Source organism: Bradyrhizobium sp. AUGA SZCCT0160 (assembly GCF_018130105.1).
In the GTDB taxonomy this organism is placed as follows: Bacteria; Pseudomonadota; Alphaproteobacteria; order Rhizobiales; family Xanthobacteraceae; genus Bradyrhizobium.
In genome coordinates, this window is record NZ_JAFCMD010000002.1 from 439238 (window position 1) to 456454 (window position 17217).

Genomic DNA, 17217 nt, shown 5'->3' on the forward strand with positions numbered 1-17217 from the left:
AACCGGTTCCGCTTGCCCGTAAAAGACTGGAGCAGCTTTTGTTTTGAAAGCGAAGCGGGCGCCCGCTCGAACCGATGTAGTGAGCAAGTATTTTCATGCCGAAATCGAGTGCCAAATCGCTTCCTTCGCTCAGCGTTCGCATCGATCTGGATGCGAACGCCCGGATCGGGCCGGGCAAGATCCAGCTGTTGGAGAACATCCAGACCTGCGGCTCGATTTCGGCTGCCGGCCGCGCGATGGAGATGTCGTACAAGCGGGCATGGGATCTGGTCGACGAGATCAACCGCATCTGCCGGCAGGCCGCCGTCGAGCGGCAGACCGGCGGCAAGAACGGCGGCGGCGCGGTGCTGACGTCGTTCGGCATCTCGCTGGTCAAGCGCTACCGCAAGATCGAACGCAACGCCGCGAGCGCGGCGCGCAAGGAGTTGCAGGCGCTGCGCAGCGAGATCGGCCGGAAGAAGCGGGCGGGGTGACGACCGATTTTTAGTAGTCGTCGTCCCGGCGAACGCCGGGACCCATACGCCGCAGCGGTAATTATTGAGCACAATGGGAGACGGCTTCTTTCAACAACAGATGACCGGGGTTATGGGTCCCGGCTCAAGGCCGGGACGACGTAAACCCTACCCCGTCTTGATCCAGACCGCCTTGACGTTGAGATACTCCTCCAGGTGCTGCTTGCCTGACTCGCGGCCGTAGCCGCTCATCTTGTAGCCGCCGAACGGCACTGCCGGGTCCATCGCCTGGTAGCAATTGACCCAGACCGAGCCGGCGCGCAGCGATTTTGCCACCTGATGCGCCTTGCTGACATTGGTGGTCCAGACGCCGCTGCCCAATCCGAACGTGGTGGCGTTGGCGCGTGCGATTAGTTCGTCGGTGTCCTTGAACGAGATCGCCGAGATCACCGGGCCGAAGATTTCCTCCTGCGCGATCCGCATATTGTCCTGCACGTTGGCGAACACCGTCGGCGCCACGAAATAGCCCTTCGACAGCGCGCCTTCGGTCAGCGGCGTACCGCCGGTCAGCGCCTTGGCACCCTCCTGCTGGCCGATCGAGAGATAGCCGGAAACGCGCTTCATCTGCTCCGCCGACACCAAGGGTCCGATCTGGGTGTTGGGATCGAGGCCGTTGCCGACCTGCAGCTTCTTGCCGAATTCGGCGACGCGGCCGACGAAGTCGTCATAGATCTTGTGTTCGACGAACAGGCGCGTCCCCGCGCTGCAGATCTGGCCGGAATTGGCGAACACCGCCATCGCCGCGCCCGGCACCGCCGCATCGAGGTCGGCGTCGGCGAACACGATGTCCGGCGATTTGCCGCCGAGCTCCAGCGACACGCGCTTGAGGTTGCCGGCGGAGGCCCTGACGATGGCTTGCCCGGTGACATGCGAGCCGGTGAAGGCGACCTTGTCGACGCCGGAATGCGAGGACAGTGCCGCGCCCGCGGTCTCGCCGTAACCAGGCACCACGTTGACGACGCCGGGCGGGATGCCGGCCTCCATGCAGAGCTCGGCCAGCCGCAGCGAGGTCAGCGGCGATTCCTCGGCCGGCTTCAGGATCACGGTGCAGCCGGTCGCGATCGCCGGACCGATCTTCCAGACGCTGGCGCTGAGCGGGCCGTTCCAGGGAATGATCGCGCCGACGACGCCGACCGGCTCCTTCAGCGTGTAGGAGAAGATGTCGCCGGGCAGCGAGTTCTCGATCGTCTCGCCATGCAGCGCGGTGGCCTGGCCCGCATAATACCTGAGCATACCGAGCACGCGCAGCCGGTTGCCGCGGGTGCGGCTGATCGGCGCGCCCATGTCGAGCGTATCGAGCTGCGACAGCTCCTCGAAATTCTTCTCGACGAGATCGGCGAGCTTCAACAGCAGGTTCTGCCGCTCGAACGGCTTGACCTTGCTCCACGGACCCTCGAAGGCCCGCCGGGCTGCCGCCACCGCACGGTTGATGTCCTCGGCGTCGCCCTCGGCTACCGTGGCGAGCAGTTCGCCGGTCGCCGGGTTATGGGTCTCGAACTTCTTGCCGGAGGCCGCATCGACCCATTGGCCGTCGATCAGCATCTTCTTGTAGGAACCATCCGCATAGGGGTGGCGCGTGATCGGAATTGCCTGTGATACAGCCATGTATTTACTCCCTTGGATCGATAGCCGTTCTTGTGATGAAGATCGTTATATATGGATAACTATAGCGTTGGGCTCCGAACCGTAAAGCGGAACGAGCCTCCGGAAGCGGGACGGGAAATGAAGACCTGCCATGCCGGTTCGTACGTGCCGATATTGTCCTGATGAAGATTTGCGCTGATAAGTAGTGTAACCCGATTTGTGTCCGGAGGAAGTCTGCATGCCCCACCCTGCCATGTCCACCAATCATGTCGCCGTGATCACCGGAGGCGCGTCCGGCATCGGGCTGGCGGCCGCGATGCGGTTCGCCGGCCTCGGCATGAAAGTCTGCATTGCCGATATCGGCGCCGCGCGGCTGGCGGAGGCTGCCACAAAACTGTCGTCTGTCGCCAAGGGCGGCGACGCCGATGTGATGACCGCCGAGGTGGATGTCAGCCGGTTTGAGGACGTCGCCAGGCTCGAAGCTGCGGTGCAGAAGCGGTTCGGCGGCACCGACATCCTGATGAACAATGCCGGCATCGGCCCCGACAGCAACAGCTTTGGGCCGCTGGAGAACTGGCAGCGCATTCTGAACGTCAACCTCTGGGGCATCATCCACGGCACCCAGGTTTTCGCGCCGCACATGATCGAACGCGGACGGCCCGGGCTCATCATCAATACCGGCTCCAAGCAAGGCATTACGACGCCGCCCGGCAATCCCGCTTACAATGTCTCCAAAGCCGGCGTGAAAGCGCTGACCGAGGCGCTGCAGCATGAGCTGCGCAACACCGAAGGGTGCCAGATCAGCGCGCACCTGATGATCCCCGGTCACGTCTTCACAGCCCTCACCTCCCGCGGCCGCACCGAGAAACCTGATGGTGCCTGGACGCCGGAGCAGACCGTCGACTTCATGATTGAACGCATCGATGCCGGCGATTTCTATATCCTGTGCCCCGACAATGACGTGCCGCGGCAACTCGACGAACGGCGCATGCTGTGGGCCGCCGGTGATATCGTCGAAAACCGCCCGGCGCTGTCGCGCTGGCACAAGGATTACGCGGAGGCGTTTGCGCGGTTTGTGAAGGGGAAGTGATAAGACTCGGTGTCGTCCCGGCCTTGAGCCGGGACCCATACCGCGTGATGCTCATTGTTGCAGAAGGTCGCTAACGCCAGTGCTCTCATCGATGGGCCGCGGCGTATGGGTCCCGGCTCAAGGCCGGGACGACGGCGGTGTTTGTATCTGCACCGTCATCCAAACGCAGTTTCGCATTCTCGCGACGCATTGCGCCCGAGCTATGCCAGACACTTCCCGCCCTCCAATGAGAGGGCGCAGGGAAGACCGGGTGCGCGCTGCACCCGCGGTCCCGTGTGCGGTTAGCACAAGAAATGCTGCACACGAGCATACAGGGCAGCGGAGAACACCCGGCCTTCCCTGCGCAATGGCTTTACGGCTTATGCCGTGATCTCCCCGGAGACGAGTTCTTGGTTGACTCCGTCGCTGTCGTTCAGCTTTCGCCTACCCGACAGCTTGACACCTGCAACGGGTGCCAGGACCACACGGTTTTGCCGTACGCTTAATCCACGCCGTCGTCAGACGTAAACAAGCGTCCACCGCAACCCGTCCAACGTCCGTGACGACGGCCGACGCCCTTCTGAGTAGGACGGGATGGGCAAAGATATGCACCTGATTTTCATTCTGGTAAACAGAAATATTTTTTATTTCGGGGCTTGACACGTTTTCCGTAAATCAGAACTGATTTGCCCGTCGGGTTGAATTGTCGCACCCAACAATCAGCGCGGGGCACCGCGTAGGATGGGTGGAGCGAAGCGATACCCATCACTCGTAGGCTACGAAGGTGATGGGTTTCGCGGAGGGCTCAACCCATCCTACAATTTCTGCTCCCTTAACTGACCTGGCGATAAGTGATAAGGATCATAGGCCAACTCGCACGGGAGCAGGTTGTGAAAGCATTCGGTCCGGCTGTCATGCTGGGCGTCATGGCGACGTTGTGGCCGGCGCGCGCGCTCGAGGTGAGCGGCACTTCCGGCTTTCTCGGGGAATGGGAAGTGACTGCCACCGTCACCGAAACGGCATCCGGGCGCATCAGGGACTACCGTGGCCCGCTCGTGCTGAAGCATATCGGCCTGTGCACGCAGGACGGCCCGGTGGAGAAAAAGGGCGAAATGCGGCTGCAGATTTCGGCTTCGTCCCAATTGAACGCGACATTGTCGATGCCGGGCACCGAATGCACGGCCAGCGGACCATTGTCTGATGGCTACAACGGCACCATGACCTGCTCCGACCGGCAGGTGATCCCGCTCAAGCTGCGGGTGAAATAGCCGCTTGCCTAGCCGCCGGTTATGCCGGCGACGCGCAGGCCCGCGATGAACCGGTCGATGAAGCCCTGATCATTGCAGAAGAAGAGCTCCTGCCGCGCGGTATCGGTTTTGTAGCCCGGCTTGCGTTGCAGGAGTTCAGCGGCCACCGCTTCGGCCTGCGCCTTTTCGCCGAGACGGCCGAGCGAGGCTGCCAGTGTTGCAAACGCCCGATACGGGACATTGGGCTGCCGGGTTGCCCTGCGGGCAAACTCGACGGCGATGTCGTACTCACCGAGCGAGAAATGCGCCCAGGAGCGCACGTGGTGGAAACTCCAAAGATGGCTGTCGCGCGGACTGAGCATGGTCGCTCGATCGAGCAGCGTTTCCGCTTCGATCTCCCGCCCGTACCACAGTAGATTGAACCCTTGCGCAAAATACCCTTGCGCAAAGCTTGGATTGAGTTCCAGCGACAGGTCGATCGCTGCCAGCGCTTCATCATTCTGACGGGTCAGGCACAGCGCGCGGCCGAGAACGCAGTGACAAAAACAATCGAGGTCGTCGAGCGCCACGGAGACACGCGCCTGACGCAACGCCGTCTCCAGCCGCGCCGGGCGATCCCTGGGATCGTCATACAGCGAGCGCTGAACATTGACGTAGCCGAGCGCGCCATGGCCGCGGGCGAAATCCGGATCGGCTTCGATCGCGCGCTTGAAATAGGCCTCTGCCTGGTCAAACCCCGGCGTGGTAAATCGCCATAGATTCCATAGGCCGCGCTGGTAGCAATCCCAGGCATCCAGGCTTTCCGGCGCCTTGCGGGCAGCCAGCTGCTGCTCGACCTTCGACAGCTCCGGTTCGATCGTGGCCGCGATCTGCCGCGCCATTTCTTCCTGGATGTCGAAAATATTCTCGAGCTGAAGATCGTATTTGTCGGACCAAAGCTGTTTTCCGTCTGCAGCACGGGCCAGTTCCGCCGTGATCCTGACCGCGTCGCGACTCTTGCGAACGCTGCCGGACATCACATAACTCACGCCGAGCTGGGCACCGACCTCACGCGCATCGACCACGCGCCCCCCGAATCCGACCGTTGAGTGGCGCGAGATCACGGAAAGCCAGCGATTGCGCGCCAGCAGGCGGATGATGTCTTCGGTCAGGCCGTAGCTGAAATAGTCGTTCTCCGGGTCATTCGACATGTTCTCAAACGGCAGCACCGCGATCGACGATCGCGCGATGGCTTCCGCCTTTACGACTTCCGAGACGACATCGTCGAGATGAGACACGTCGGTGGCAATCGAGACCCGCGCGGGAGCGACACTCGCTGACGCGGTATCGTCAGGCGCAAGCCTGACCGCATCGGCATCCGACGCGGCGATCGCCTGAACATCGCCGACGAACCGGAAGCCGCGCCGGTGCAATGTCCTGATAAAAAGCTGATCCGTTCCGTTGTCGCCAAGCACGCGTCTTGCGCCATTGATGCGGCTGGAGAACGCGGCTTCCGAGATCACCCGGCCATGCCAGACCGTGTCGATCAACTCCTCCTTGCTGACAACCCGGTCATGGTTGCGCACCAGATGGACAATGACATCGAAGACCTGAGGCTCGATGTGGACGGACACGCCCTCGCGGCGCAGCTCGTGTTGGCCAAGGTCGATCTCGAAATTGGAAAATCGGTATTTCATTACCACCTCAGCCGAGGCCGCGCCACAATCCTCAGCATTGCAGATCGAAATCAACCTCTGGCGGAGGAAAAACCAACGTCTCCTGAAGGAGTCCGCCAAGCGTGAGGGCGCAGTTCAATTTACAGACGGGTCAAGGATCATACAACCGGAGACGACCCATGATCGGCTCATCTGATTTCCACGCTTACGGATATTCCGCCAGACGGCCCGTTGCCGCACGGCAACGCGGCCAGCATCATGCCATGCGGGCGCTTGCGCCGTTCCAATCCACGACGACGCCAACCCTGCTGAGGAAGATCCTCGTCCTGGCCGCGCGCCTGAGGCGCTTCCTCAATGGCCAGGTGGCGGCCGCGATCGCCCACCATGAGCGAGAGGCCGCGTCGATCGCGCAGCGCAAGCTCGATCAACGCCGACTGGACAAGGCCCGCATCTACTGCGGCCCGCTCGACCAGGTCCTGGCTGCAGCGAGGCAGCGCAAGCGCGCCGCCTGACACGGCTTGAACGAAGCGATTTCCGAGTAACTGCATATTTCGAAGGAGACTGAAGATGTCGATTACGATGCAAACAGGTACGCCTCCTGCCATCCCTTCCTTTGCGATGAGAATGCTGGCCCTCTGTTACGGCGGCCTCGCCTATCTGATTTTCCTCGGCACGTTCCTGTACGCGGTCGGCTTCGTCTCGCAATTGGTCGTGCCCAAGACAATCAATAGCGGCCCGGCCGCTTCGCTGCCGACGGCGTTGCTGATCAACCTGATCCTGATGTCGATCTTCGCCGTGCAGCACAGCGGCATGGCGCGGCAGGGCTTCAAAAGACTGTTCGCGCGCTTCGCCTCACCGGCGATCGAGCGCTCTACCTACGTCCTGCTCGCCAGCCTCAGCCTGATCCTGCTGTTCTGGCAGTGGCAGCCGATGCCGGCGGTGGTCTGGAACATCGAAGGCCCCGTGTTCGCCGGCGTCGTGACCGCGATTGGCTTCATGGGCTGGCTTATCGTGCTCTACAGCACCTTCCTGATCAGCCATTTCGAGCTGTTCGGATTGACGCAGGTGGTGGCGCATTTCGCCGGACGCCTGACCGCGCCCATCGCGTTCAGGACGCCGGGGCTGTACAGCCTGATCCGGCATCCGATCTATCTCGGCTTTATCATCGCCTTCTGGTCAACGCCTGTCATGACGCTGGGGCATTTGCTGTTCGCGTCCGTGACGACGGCCTACATCTTCGTCGGCATCTGGCTGGAAGAGCGCGACCTGGTCGCGTTCTTCGGCGACGAATATCGCAAGTATCGCGAACGGGTCGCCATGTTGCTACCGGGCGTGTTCTGAGCCAAGCATGTTGTCTTCGTCATTGCGAGCCACCGGGTCGCAATGACGGCCTAGCGGCGTCAAAGCGTCTCCTGCTTGTGGCCGCATTGCTTGCAGGCGAATTTGACGCGGGTGGCGCCTTTTTCGGCCTGCAGGCGGTTTGGCGCGCCGCATTTGCCGCAGGTCGTCTCGATCCGCGTATTGCCCTGCTTGATGGTCAGGTTTCTCTTTTCCATGGTCTCGCGGATCAGGCGCTCGGCCTCCTCGCGCATCGCTTGCTTGTCCATCAGCCGCACCTGTCATGAAGAACGCTTGCCGCGTAACATGTCAGGCACCTAACACATTTTGATGTCGCCAGTCACGCCGCTTCCGGCGTCAATGCGAGGATGCGCCGCACCAGCGCGAGCGCGGTTTCGGTGGCGGGATCGGCGGAAATGACGGGAACGGCCAGCACCAGCAGATCGACCGGCTCATGCGACAAAATAATCACATGCGTGGCATTGCCGGCCTTCATCAGCGACATCAACCGTTCGACTGCGGGATCCGTCGCGGCAAGCCCCCATGGCGCTTCGGGACGGCGCAACACCCGGCGCGTCGAGAGCAGGTTCCGCAGCAGTGGCGGATCGTAGGCGGCAAGGTCGCTTTCGCGGTAGCGCCGGGCACTTTCGAACATCGGATGGCGCGCCAGTTCCTCGATCAATTCGTCGCGGGTACGGGCCGCGGACGCCGCGACGGAATTCAAAACGCCGGGCACCTGCGCTTCGAACAGCGCGCGCAGCGTATCGGTCATCAGGCCGATGGTCAGCACGCCCGCAATCGCGATCGCGCAAAAGCGCATGATCTGCGCGGCATCGACATCCGGCGACACGCAGGCGGCTGCCGCACCCAGCAATGCGGAACTCACCAGCCGCAGCGCCGTCATCAGGATACCCTGCCGCCGGGTTTCGGTGCCGCTGCCTGCGATCAGGACGGCGGTGACGACCAATAGCGCGCCGAGCGCGCCGAGCCGAACCGGCATATCAGGCGCGAGCGCCTGATAATCCGTGACGATGAAGGGGATCACGATCAGCGCGCCGGCCGCGAGGCGGCCGATGCTGCGGTTTTCGGAGGCCAGCAGCGAGGTACGATCCCGCGTCGCCAACAGCCACGCGCAAACGACAAATCCCGCAAGTTGGAATATCGCCAGCGCGATCGCATAAGGCGTCGTGTAGCTCTCCAGCCCGAACACGCCGCCGAGGCCGATCACGACAGCGCCCGCCAATGCCGCGATCTTGGCCGCACGCGGCGCGTGACGCCGCAAAATGCCTTCGGTGACAATCAGCGCGCCGAGCGGCAGCAGCGCTGCCGGAATCAAAGAGAGCCGATCAAGCAGCGCGCTGCCGGTCCACCAGGCAATGCCGCGTGTGAAGAACAACAGCGCGACCACGCCAAGCAGCAGGAGCAGGCGCAGGGTCAATGGGCTCCTGGGATCGCGCCGATACAGCGCGAACATGGCGACGCAAAGCCCGAGCGCGCCGCAGAGATTGACGATGGAATCGGCGATCACGCCTGATGACATCGGGCTCATCGGCCGCTCCCTCGCGGCCGCAGGGTGCCGAACGCGCGCGTATCGTCCATCCAGTGCATCACAGGAAGCACCAGGCGTTGCAGCGCCAGCACGGCCGAGGCCGCCAGCAGCGCCGGCATCGAACCGGCCGGCACCTCGCGCTGCAGGTAGCGCCGCGCGCCGGCGAGATCGACGCGGCCGAGCTGCAGCACATCGTCGCCCCTGGCGTAGTCGAGCTCGCGCAGGCAATACGCGTTGTAGTGCTCGTCGCGATGCTTTGGCGCGACGTCCCAGGATTTCTTCAGCGCGTCAGATCCGCCGGTATAGGCGTCGGTGATGACGAAGCGCGTCTCGTCGAACCCGGCCTCATCACCGACGCCGAACACCGCGCGATGGTGCCGCATGATGCCGCGCGCCAGTTGCAGATGGGCAAAGCTCTGCCGTGCGCCGGCATCGGCCGAAGGGTATACATCCGAAAACGTGTCGCAGACCATGCCGAACACGGAAGGCACCTGCGTGACGTTCGAGATCCATTTCGGACGAAACCCGTCGCGGGCGAACAGCACCAGCGTGGTCAGGCCGTACAGAACCCAGGACAGCCCCTGCCCCTGCACGTCAGGGTCGACCATCACGAGGCCGAGATGGGTGACCTCTTGCTCCTCGCCGTCGAGCTCGACGGACATCACCGACAGCGCGTTGAAGGCGATCGGGCGGCCGGTGGCTTCTTCACGGATCAGCGTGACGATAGCGCGCGACAGGCGTTCGCGCTCGCCGGAGAAGATGCCGTAGGTGAGGCTGCCCGCCGGCAGGGTCTTGCCGGCGACGGTGCGCAAATCCGCGACCAGTGCGTCGAGATCCTGTTGCGATAGCGACAGACCCGGGCTTTCGACGATCCGCGTCTGCAGGCCGGTATGGGTGCGCAAGGTGAGATCTATGGTTTCCTGCGAGAACGCCTTCAGCCAGAACGCGCCATAGCTGCGCAGGCGCCCGGCCGCGGAGCTGATCTGCCCGAGGCCATGACGGATCGCCGAATTGCCGCTCCCAGAAGACGCCATGCCACCTGCCCGCACCCGATCCGGATTTGTGCGCCGGGCCCGTTAAGGAGCCATGAGTGCGGCACGTTGCGGTGGCGAGAGGGTAAACGATGTGTTGGCGGCGTCAAACAATCCGCGAGGCAAACATCAAGGCAGACATCGAGGCAGACATCGTGCCAGGCAGACAAACGGCGGATGCCGAAGCACCCGCCGTCTGCCTTCGCCAGCCACGGCGCTCAGGTAAAGTGGACCGATTACGTTGATTTGGAAACTTCCATCAGCAGCCGCTCGGCCTTGGCGTCCTCGAGACGGTTCACCATCCGGTCGCTCTCGTGCATGTCGCGCACCGTCTTGGTCAGGGTGACGCAGCACTGCACGAGCATCAGGATGCCCATCGTGAGATAGCCCTTGATCCAGAGATCGACGGGGAGGAAGTAGACGCCGACGGCGACCATGAAGGCCGAGGCCGCGAACGAGACATAGGTGAAGGTGACCCACGCGTTGCTGTGGTGCTGGACGTTCTGGTTCATGGCGTCATCCTGCTGATGCGGCTGAAATGAAGGACCGGTCCCGGCCCGGTGACGTGAATCCCGTTGCGGAACTTATCCGCCGGCAGATTTCTGCGCCCGCGTCAGTTAAGGAGCTATGATTAAAGCACCCTCAGGTTGCGCAAGGGTAAACGATAGATTGAGCGGCCATTTCAAATGATTCATGACGTGGAACCGCTGACGTCGTCGGGCCGGGTTTTGTTGGCGTTATAGTCGTGCGCAAGCAACGAGCACACGCCCATGCAGAATGCGCCGCCGAGCCCGAACGGCACCGACATGTCCTGCGGCATCGGTCCAAGCAACGCGCGCGGCAGCACCATGGCGGCCGCCGCGCCGACCAGCGCCGTCAAGGGCGCCCTCAGCAGAAGCGGGATCGCGCGGGCCAGCTGTCCATCGAGGATCCCCACGATCGCCGATACCGGCAAGGTGAAGAAGAACAGCGCCAGCGCGATGGGCGGGACAAAGCTTTCAAAGGGCATTCCAACCGCGACCCAGGTCGTGAGAACGACCGACAACGGGCCCAGCAGCAGGAAGACAAACGGTCGGCTCATTGAAGTCAGTCCTTCATTGCAGATGGCTACGGCCATATTCGTGCGACAGCACTGAGCATACGCCCATACAGAATGCGCCGCCGATCGCAAGCGACACCGACATCTCCTGCGGCAGCGGTCCGAGCAAAGCGGCCGGCAGACCAATGGCGGCCACCGCGCCGACGATCGCGGTCAGGGGCGCCCGCAAGAAGATCGACAAGGTGCGGGACAGGATGCCGTCGACGAGCCCGGTGATTGCCGATACCAGCAGGGCGATGACAAACACCTGCTTGCCGATAAGCACGAGCCAGGCGTTAAGTCCCCCGCTCGCAACGTCGGGTGCCAAGGCGACGAGAACTCCAAGGATCGGACCCAGCAACAGGAACACGAGCGCCCGTCGCGGCGACGGTGGATCGGCCCATGCCGGCCCGCCGCGCATGCTATCATCATCGAGAGAATTCTCAGAAGATACGTGCATCGTCGTTACCTTTCTCATGCCTTGGCGTGGAGTTCGCGCGGGATACGGCTTCGACACAATCGTTGATAGGCCGGGGCGCCCCCGGGGGAAACGAGCGGCGGACGCTAAAAGCATCCACCGCCCGCCTTCGCCAGCACGCGCCACAGGTTTACGCGGCCTTCGAAACTTCCATCAGCAGGCGCTCGGCCTTGGCATCTTCGATGCGGTTCACCAGCTTGCCGCTTTCGTGCATGTCACGGACGGTCTTGGTCAGGGTGACGCAGCACTGGACCATCATGATGATGCCCATCGTGAGATAGCCCTTCATCCAGAGATCGATCGGCAGATAGAACAGGCCGACGGCGACCATGAAGACGGAGGCGGCGAACGAAACATAGGTGAAGGTGACCCAGGCATTGCTGTGGGGTTGGACATTCTGGTTCATGATAATCTCCTGTGTGTGGACGTTTGAAGTTGGGTGTTACGGCACTGAGTTCGATTGAGCTCGGTTCACAAAGTAAGTTCAGGTCGTTTGCGCACGCTTGGCGTTCAGCCGCGCGAGCACGTCGTCAGCGGTCGACTTCAGTCGTGGTCCAAAGCCCTGTTCGGCGAGCTTCTCGGCGGTCGCCAAAGGTCCAGAGGCGGCGTCGAGTTCGATCAGGGCTTCGTCGGCGGCCTGGGCTTCCATCTGCCGTTCGCGCAGACGCTTCAGCGTCCGCTCGGCTTCCGGCAGCGTGGCCTCGTAAGGCCGCGTCGCTTCCACCCCGCCGCGGCGCATGGCGCGAACCGCTTCGGACGCACGGGCGATGCGGCGACCGCGATCGAGCTCGGTGATCCGCGACTCCGCACCGGCGACCTGGCGCTTCATCCGCGTGATTTCGGACGCGAACAGCGTGCGCGCGGTCATCGCGGCGTCGCGGTCGGCTTCGAGATTGGCGATGGCTTGCGCGGCCTCGCGGGCGAGATCTTCCCGGCCGGCATCAAGCGCCGCGGTGGTGCGCACTTCGAGATCGGCGATCCGGGCGTTGGTGGCGTCGAGCCGGCGGCCCTCCTGCTGATCGCCGGCGATCGCCAGCGCCAGCGTGCGCTTGGACCGCTCGACAGCCGCGGCGGCGTCGCGCATCTGCTGGTCGAGGATCAGAAGCGCCGAGCGGTCCTCCAGTTCTTCTCCCGCCGCAGCCACGCTGCCCCGGAAAAGCGTCAAAACAGTTTTGAACATTTGCAGCTCCCTGTGTTATGAGCGTTGCTCACGAACGTGTTGTAGCACATCTTGAGCATTGCTCAAGAATTATTTTGAGCATTGCTCAAGAAAAATGGAAGGCATGTCTAAGGCACTGGAAAGACGAGCAAAATTACGCGAGGATTTGATCCTGGCGGCGGAACGGAGCATTTCCGCGGGCGGTTTGGGGGCCCTGAAGACGCGAGAACTGGCGCGGGAAATCGGCTGCGCCAATGGCGCGGTCTATAATCTGGTCGACGATATGGACGAACTGGTCCTGCTGGTGGGATCGCGCACGCTGCGGCGGCTCGATGCTACGCTGAGCGAGGCCGAAAGCGCGGGTCCCCCCTCGCCGACCGAGACGCTGGTGCGCATTGCGGTGGCCTATTGCGATTTCGCCGCCGAAAATCTCGAACTCTGGCGCGCGCTGTTCGAACACCGCATGACGCCGGGCAAACCGATTCCGGAATGGGCGGTCAGCGAGCAGATGGAGCTGTTCCGTCACATCTTCCAGCCGCTCGCTTCGTTGCTGCCGTCACGATCTCCAGGCGAACTCGGCGTCACCGCGCGCAGCCTGTTCTCCGCGGTGCACGGCATGGTGCTGCTCGGCCTCGAACAGAAGCTGATCGCGGTGCCGGTCGAGGCGCTGCGCGCGGAGATCGCAGTGATCGTGCGGGCGATGGTGAAGGGGCTGACCTAGGCCGCGTACTCATCAATCACGGCGGTTAAACGGCGCAATGGCGGATCAATTGGCCCTCGTCGAACAGGCCTTTCGCGATGCGGTCGCGCGGGCACCAGATCGAGAGCCCGTACTCGTGCTCCGATTTTGTCTCGAGCAGCTCATCGGCGAAGATGCTGATGACGCAATCCTGCCCGCGCAAATCTTCCCAATTGTTTGAAAACTCCGGCTCGATCCCGAACAGCCGATGGCCGCGCCAGCCGGTCTCGCGCATCTCGACGAAGGGACGGTAACACGACGGGAGTTCGTCATAGCCTTCGCCGTGGCGGAGGCGCGGATGCTGCCGCAGGATCGCGTCCCAGACCGCCACGGCCCTGCCCGCGAGCATGTGCTTCGACATGTGCGGCTGCATCTCGTCATGCAGCTCAAGGCGCAAGCGCATGATTGCGTGCAATGAATCCTTGTCGATGGCCTCGTCCTGGGGCTTTGAGAGCGCAAGGCCGCGCCAGGCTTCGAGGGCCGTATCACATTCGGCGCCTTACGCTCGAGGACGCCGTAATGGGCCGTCTTGTTGCGGATTACCTCATTGGGATTCTGTTCGCCGGCCGGGCCGGGGTAGCGGCGCAAGAAATCTATCCCGTCCTTCAGATCGAAACGCGGCTGTCATTCAGCTTGCGGCGATGCCGACAACGCCAGCTGCGGCGCCCATGCCCGGCCGAGGAAAGCCAGCGCATGGAACAAGCCGCACACGAACCAGCCCAGCGTCAGCGCGAGGAAGGACAGCGGCCTGAACATCGCGAGGATGTCGGCCAGCGACAAAGCATGTCCCGCGATCGAGCTGTTGTAGATCTGCGCTGAAACCGCCAGCAGAAGCGCGCCGATCAGGACAAAGAATGCGGCGCGTTGCGATCTGGTGAACCACCGCATCACGAGGAAATACAGCGGCGACACGAACGCCATCAAGCCGCCCACGATCCAGAAATCCGTCATCTCAGCCCCCTGAGTTCTCGCAACCAGAGATACACAGGAGGCGTTGAAGGGCGGTGCGGAGCTGGAGTCGGATTTTAGTAAAGTTTTACGTGGTCGGTCAGACCAACGAGGAACGCCGTCATGCCCGGGCTTGACCCGGGCATCCACGACTTACTTTTGTATACCGGCAAAGTCGTGAATGGTGGTCAAGTCCGGCCAAGACGAAAAGCGGCAGCCTCACACCGTCAGAACCGTCGACCCGGTGGTCTTGCGCGCGGCGAGATCGGCATGGGCCTTGGCCGCGTCTTTCAGCGGATAAGTCTGGCGCACCTCGATCTTGACCGCGCCCGATTTCACCACCTCGAACAGTTCGTTCGCCATGGCGACGAGATTCTCGCGCTTGGCGGCGTAGGTGAACAGCGTCGGGCGGGTGACGTAGAGCGACCCCTTTGCAGCCAGCAGGCCGAGGTTGAGCGGTTCGACCGGGCCGGAGGCCGCACCGAACAGCGCGGCGACACCGAGCGGCGCAAGACAATCGAGCGATTTCAGGAACGTGTCCTTGCCGACGGAATCATAGACCACAGGCACCTTGGCGCCGCCGGTGATTTCGTCGACGCGTTTCACGAAATCCTCTTTGGTGTAGACAATCGTGTGGGCGCAGCCATGGGCTTGCGCGAGCTTCGCCTTCTCTTCGCTGCCGACGGTGCCGATCACGGTGGCGCCGAGATGCTTGGCCCACTGGCCGAGGATCAGGCCGACGCCGCCGGCGGCGGCATGCAGCAGGATGGTATCGCCGGATTTGACGCGATAGGTCTGGCGGATCAGGTACTGCGTCGTCAGGCCCTTCAGCATCATCGCGGCCGCGGTCTTGTCATCGATCCCATCGGGCAGTTTCAGCAGCCGATCGGCCGGAATCAGCCGCGCCTCGGAATAGGCGCCGAGCGGCGAGGCGCCATAGGCGACGCGATCGCCGGGCTTCAGATCGGTGACGCCGCTGCCGACTTCCTCGACTACGCCGGCGCCCTCGCTGCCGAGCCCGCTCGGCAGCTGCTGGGGATAGACCCCCGAACGGTTGTAGATGTCGACGAAGTTCAAACCGACCGCGGTGTGGCGGATGCGCGCCTCGCCCGGACCGGGCTTGCCAACCTGGACTTCCTCCCAGGTCAAAACTTCAGGACCGCCGGTCTTGTGAAAACGGATGGCGTGCGTCATGGGATGCTTTTTCCTTCGGTGGGATGAAAAAGAGAAAGATGTTGCGGCGGTTCAGGTCTCGATGATGACGTAGCTGTCCTCGACATGGACAGCGAACGTCTCGGCCACGTAAGGGCCCTTCTCGAGGTCTTCAAGACCTTTGGCAAGTTCTTGCGTAAGCTCTTCGCCGCGTTCGATCGCGACCGGATAGGAGCGGATCTTGACGCGCTTCGGATCGAAATAGGATTGGCCGTTGCGCATGTCGAATTCCCAGCCGTGCCAGGCGCAGCGGAGTAGTTCGCCGACCCGCGAGCGCTGATAGACGCCGGGCTCCGGCGAGGTCAGCCGTGCCACGCACGCCGCTTTTTCCAGCGGCGCACCGGCATGCGGACAGCGATTGAGCAGCGCAAAGAACTCGCCATTGACGTGGAACACGACGATGTCGCGGCCCTCGACACTGAAAACCTTGTTGCCGCCGGGCGGGATGTCTGACGTGCGGGCGACGATGTGCCGGGTCATGTCTCGCTCAAACCATCATAACTTATAGACCGCGCGGGCATTGCTGCTGAAGATTTTCTGCCGCTCGATCTCCGACAGCGGTGTCCTGAACGCGAAGCGCGGATCGTCAAAGTCCCAGTGCGGGTAATCCGACGAGAACAGCAGGCGATCGACGCCGACCCATTCGATCAGCGAGCGCAGATGTTTTGTTTCATCCGGCTCGTCGATCGGCTGCGTCGTGAACCAGAAATGCTCCTTCACATATTCCGACGGCTTGCGCTTCAGATGCGGCACCTCGCTGCGGAAGGTTTCAAAATGCCGGTCCATCCGCCACATGGCAGGCGGGATCCAGCCGAAGCCACCTTCGATGAACACGATCTTCAGTTTGGGGAAACGTTCGGGAATGCCTTCGAGCACGAGGCTGCAGAGCATCGACGCCATCGTATGCGCGTTGCTCTGGTGCTCCTCGGCATAATAAGACGGCCAGCCGCCGCCGGTCGGCGCATGCCCGCCATAGCCGCCGACGTGAATGCCGAGCGGCAGGCCGAGCTCCTGGGCGCGCTCATAGATCGGCCAGTAGCGGCGCCGTCCGAGCGGTTCATTGGCGCGCGGGCAGACGTTGATCTGCACATAGCGGCCGATCTTGGCGCAACGCTCGATCTCGGCGATCGCAAGCGCCGTGTCGTCCTGGCCGGCGAGGATCGAGGCTTTCAATCGCGGATCGCGATCGGACCAGAAGGCAAGCTGCCAGTCGTTGATGGCGCGCTGGATCGCGGCGCCGAATTCGAGATTCTGCTGCGAGAAGATGAAGAGGTCGAGCACCTGCAAAATGCCGTACTCGACATCGAGGGGATCGAGGTGCTGCTTCTGCATGAAGGCGAGATCGGATCCCGGAGGTCCGCCGGTCGGCGGCCACGCGTCACGCCGCGCGATCAAGGGCGAGGAGCGCGGATAGGGCGTGGTGCCGATATAGGGCGTACGCAGATGGCTGCCATATTCCCTGAAGTGCTGTTGCCAGCGCTTCGTCATGAACTGGTCGAGGTCGGTATGCGCATGGATGCTTGGATGCACGTCGCAATCGATGATGCGCAGCCGGCTCTGGGCGGCGACTTCCTGTTCCAGAATCGGGCGGTCGATGACGTCGCTCATGCGATCCTCC

General features: G+C 62.7%; 21 protein-coding genes. 6 read left to right on the plus strand and 15 right to left on the minus strand.

What is annotated here, in order from left to right; all coding sequences use genetic code 11:
* The first annotated feature begins 95 nt into the window (after positions 1 to 95).
* On the plus strand, positions 96 to 473 hold the full coding sequence (locus JQ558_RS05700) for a winged helix-turn-helix domain-containing protein (protein WP_212209537.1): 378 nt from the start codon (positions 96 to 98) through the stop codon (positions 471 to 473).
* A gap of 147 nt (positions 474 to 620) precedes the next feature.
* On the opposite strand, the gene JQ558_RS05705 is transcribed toward JQ558_RS05700, so the two are convergent.
* Positions 621 to 2117: an aldehyde dehydrogenase family protein gene (locus JQ558_RS05705; RefSeq protein WP_212292906.1), complete on the minus strand. Its 1497-nt coding sequence runs from the start codon at positions 2115 to 2117 to the stop codon at positions 621 to 623.
* Between the two features lie 217 nt (positions 2118 to 2334).
* On the opposite strand from JQ558_RS05705, the gene JQ558_RS05710 reads away from it, so the two are divergent.
* Positions 2335 to 3186 (plus strand): SDR family oxidoreductase, encoded by an 852-nt coding sequence (locus tag JQ558_RS05710; RefSeq protein WP_212275738.1) that lies wholly within the window; start codon positions 2335 to 2337, stop codon positions 3184 to 3186.
* An 869-nt stretch (positions 3187 to 4055) separates the two neighbouring features.
* Positions 4056 to 4433 (plus strand): hypothetical protein, encoded by a 378-nt coding sequence (locus tag JQ558_RS05715; RefSeq protein ID WP_212293054.1) that lies wholly within the window; start codon positions 4056 to 4058, stop codon positions 4431 to 4433.
* An 8-nt stretch (positions 4434 to 4441) separates the two neighbouring features.
* Here JQ558_RS05715 and JQ558_RS05720 read toward each other — a convergent pair whose 3' ends face one another.
* Entirely contained in the window at positions 4442 to 6088 is a 1647-nt protein-coding gene (locus JQ558_RS05720) for a winged helix-turn-helix domain-containing tetratricopeptide repeat protein (RefSeq protein WP_212293055.1), read from the minus strand.
* Between the two features lie 158 nt (positions 6089 to 6246).
* On the opposite strand from JQ558_RS05720, the gene JQ558_RS05725 reads away from it, so the two are divergent.
* Positions 6247 to 6579, plus strand: a complete 333-nt coding sequence (locus JQ558_RS05725) for a hypothetical protein (protein ID WP_212276512.1) — start codon at positions 6247 to 6249, stop codon at positions 6577 to 6579.
* A 55-nt stretch (positions 6580 to 6634) separates the two neighbouring features.
* The gene (mddA, locus tag JQ558_RS05730; protein ID WP_212293056.1) at positions 6635 to 7408 is read left to right on the plus strand and encodes a methanethiol S-methyltransferase; all 774 of its coding nucleotides are present in this window, start codon (positions 6635 to 6637) and stop codon (positions 7406 to 7408) included.
* 59 nt (positions 7409 to 7467) lie between these two features.
* Here mddA and JQ558_RS05735 read toward each other — a convergent pair whose 3' ends face one another.
* The 8 genes from JQ558_RS05735 to JQ558_RS05770 all read right to left on the minus strand — a co-directional run bounded on the left by JQ558_RS05735 (position 7468) and on the right by JQ558_RS05770 (position 12721).
* Positions 7468 to 7674, minus strand: coding sequence for a hypothetical protein (locus JQ558_RS05735; protein ID WP_192740350.1), 207 nt, complete (start codon positions 7672 to 7674; stop codon positions 7468 to 7470).
* Positions 7675 to 7745: 71 nt separating this feature from the next.
* On the minus strand, positions 7746 to 8945 hold the full coding sequence (locus JQ558_RS05740) for a hypothetical protein (protein WP_212293111.1): 1200 nt from the start codon (positions 8943 to 8945) through the stop codon (positions 7746 to 7748).
* Positions 8946 to 8950: 5 nt separating this feature from the next.
* On the minus strand, positions 8951 to 9988 hold the full coding sequence (locus JQ558_RS05745; RefSeq protein WP_212276514.1) for a hypothetical protein: 1038 nt from the start codon (positions 9986 to 9988) through the stop codon (positions 8951 to 8953).
* Positions 9989 to 10221: 233 nt separating this feature from the next.
* On the minus strand, positions 10222 to 10497 hold the full coding sequence (locus tag JQ558_RS05750) for a YiaA/YiaB family inner membrane protein (protein WP_192740352.1): 276 nt from the start codon (positions 10495 to 10497) through the stop codon (positions 10222 to 10224).
* A 179-nt stretch (positions 10498 to 10676) separates the two neighbouring features.
* Positions 10677 to 11066, minus strand: a complete 390-nt coding sequence (locus JQ558_RS05755; protein ID WP_212293057.1) for a hypothetical protein — start codon at positions 11064 to 11066, stop codon at positions 10677 to 10679.
* A 13-nt stretch (positions 11067 to 11079) separates the two neighbouring features.
* Positions 11080 to 11484, minus strand: a complete 405-nt coding sequence (locus JQ558_RS05760) for a hypothetical protein (protein ID WP_212293058.1) — start codon at positions 11482 to 11484, stop codon at positions 11080 to 11082.
* A 187-nt stretch (positions 11485 to 11671) separates the two neighbouring features.
* Positions 11672 to 11947 (minus strand): YiaA/YiaB family inner membrane protein, encoded by a 276-nt coding sequence (locus tag JQ558_RS05765; RefSeq protein ID WP_192740356.1) that lies wholly within the window; start codon positions 11945 to 11947, stop codon positions 11672 to 11674.
* 78 nt (positions 11948 to 12025) lie between these two features.
* Positions 12026 to 12721, minus strand: coding sequence for a PspA/IM30 family protein (locus JQ558_RS05770; protein WP_212211407.1), 696 nt, complete (start codon positions 12719 to 12721; stop codon positions 12026 to 12028).
* Positions 12722 to 12824: 103 nt separating this feature from the next.
* Here JQ558_RS05770 and JQ558_RS05775 point away from each other — a divergent pair, with 103 nt between their 5' ends.
* Positions 12825 to 13421, plus strand: coding sequence for a TetR/AcrR family transcriptional regulator (locus JQ558_RS05775; RefSeq protein ID WP_212211411.1), 597 nt, complete (start codon positions 12825 to 12827; stop codon positions 13419 to 13421).
* Positions 13422 to 13446: 25 nt separating this feature from the next.
* On the opposite strand, the gene JQ558_RS05780 is transcribed toward JQ558_RS05775, so the two are convergent.
* The 5 genes from JQ558_RS05780 to JQ558_RS05800 all read right to left on the minus strand — a co-directional run bounded on the left by JQ558_RS05780 (position 13447) and on the right by JQ558_RS05800 (position 17207).
* Positions 13447 to 13842, minus strand: coding sequence for a hypothetical protein (locus tag JQ558_RS05780; protein ID WP_212293059.1), 396 nt, complete (start codon positions 13840 to 13842; stop codon positions 13447 to 13449).
* 221 nt (positions 13843 to 14063) lie between these two features.
* A complete protein-coding gene (locus tag JQ558_RS05785) occupies positions 14064 to 14390 on the minus strand; it encodes a hypothetical protein (protein WP_212293060.1) in 327 nt (108 codons plus the stop codon).
* Positions 14391 to 14606: 216 nt separating this feature from the next.
* Complete coding sequence (locus JQ558_RS05790) at positions 14607 to 15581, minus strand: quinone oxidoreductase (RefSeq protein WP_212293061.1); 975 nt, start codon at positions 15579 to 15581, stop codon at positions 14607 to 14609.
* A 51-nt stretch (positions 15582 to 15632) separates the two neighbouring features.
* A complete protein-coding gene (locus tag JQ558_RS05795) occupies positions 15633 to 16079 on the minus strand; it encodes a Rieske (2Fe-2S) protein (RefSeq protein WP_212211425.1) in 447 nt (148 codons plus the stop codon).
* Positions 16080 to 16094: 15 nt separating this feature from the next.
* Positions 16095 to 17207 carry an amidohydrolase family protein gene (locus tag JQ558_RS05800; RefSeq protein WP_212293062.1) on the minus strand — a complete coding sequence of 371 codons (1113 nt, stop codon included), beginning with the start codon at positions 17205 to 17207 and terminating at the stop codon, positions 16095 to 16097.
* Positions 17208 to 17217: the final 10 nt, after the last annotated feature.

Excerpts from the sequence above, each read along its gene's own strand:
- JQ558_RS05760 (WP_212293058.1), bottom strand. The coding sequence starts at position 11,484 with ATGCGCGGCGGGCCGGCATGGGCCGATCCACCGTCGCCGCGACGGGCG.
- JQ558_RS05700 (WP_212209537.1), top strand. The coding sequence starts at position 96 with ATGCCGAAATCGAGTGCCAAATCGCTTCCTTCGCTCAGCGTTCGCATC.
- JQ558_RS05710 (WP_212275738.1), top strand. The coding sequence starts at position 2,335 with ATGCCCCACCCTGCCATGTCCACCAATCATGTCGCCGTGATCACCGGA.
- JQ558_RS05790 (WP_212293061.1), bottom strand. The coding sequence starts at position 15,581 with ATGACGCACGCCATCCGTTTTCACAAGACCGGCGGTCCTGAAGTTTTG.
- JQ558_RS05740 (WP_212293111.1), bottom strand. The coding sequence starts at position 8,945 with ATGTCATCAGGCGTGATCGCCGATTCCATCGTCAATCTCTGCGGCGCG.
- JQ558_RS05755 (WP_212293057.1), bottom strand. The coding sequence starts at position 11,066 with ATGAGCCGACCGTTTGTCTTCCTGCTGCTGGGCCCGTTGTCGGTCGTT.
- mddA (WP_212293056.1), top strand. The coding sequence starts at position 6,635 with ATGTCGATTACGATGCAAACAGGTACGCCTCCTGCCATCCCTTCCTTT.
- JQ558_RS05765 (WP_192740356.1), bottom strand. The coding sequence starts at position 11,947 with ATGAACCAGAATGTCCAACCCCACAGCAATGCCTGGGTCACCTTCACC.
- JQ558_RS05800 (WP_212293062.1), bottom strand. The coding sequence starts at position 17,207 with ATGAGCGACGTCATCGACCGCCCGATTCTGGAACAGGAAGTCGCCGCC.
- JQ558_RS05770 (WP_212211407.1), bottom strand. The coding sequence starts at position 12,721 with ATGTTCAAAACTGTTTTGACGCTTTTCCGGGGCAGCGTGGCTGCGGCG.
- JQ558_RS05745 (WP_212276514.1), bottom strand. The coding sequence starts at position 9,988 with ATGGCGTCTTCTGGGAGCGGCAATTCGGCGATCCGTCATGGCCTCGGG.
- JQ558_RS05725 (WP_212276512.1), top strand. The coding sequence starts at position 6,247 with ATGATCGGCTCATCTGATTTCCACGCTTACGGATATTCCGCCAGACGG.
- JQ558_RS05780 (WP_212293059.1), bottom strand. The coding sequence starts at position 13,842 with ATGCGCTTGCGCCTTGAGCTGCATGACGAGATGCAGCCGCACATGTCG.
- JQ558_RS05735 (WP_192740350.1), bottom strand. The coding sequence starts at position 7,674 with ATGGACAAGCAAGCGATGCGCGAGGAGGCCGAGCGCCTGATCCGCGAG.
- JQ558_RS05775 (WP_212211411.1), top strand. The coding sequence starts at position 12,825 with ATGTCTAAGGCACTGGAAAGACGAGCAAAATTACGCGAGGATTTGATC.
- JQ558_RS05720 (WP_212293055.1), bottom strand. The coding sequence starts at position 6,088 with ATGAAATACCGATTTTCCAATTTCGAGATCGACCTTGGCCAACACGAG.
- JQ558_RS05785 (WP_212293060.1), bottom strand. The coding sequence starts at position 14,390 with ATGACGGATTTCTGGATCGTGGGCGGCTTGATGGCGTTCGTGTCGCCG.
- JQ558_RS05750 (WP_192740352.1), bottom strand. The coding sequence starts at position 10,497 with ATGAACCAGAACGTCCAGCACCACAGCAACGCGTGGGTCACCTTCACC.
- JQ558_RS05705 (WP_212292906.1), bottom strand. The coding sequence starts at position 2,117 with ATGGCTGTATCACAGGCAATTCCGATCACGCGCCACCCCTATGCGGAT.
- JQ558_RS05795 (WP_212211425.1), bottom strand. The coding sequence starts at position 16,079 with ATGACCCGGCACATCGTCGCCCGCACGTCAGACATCCCGCCCGGCGGC.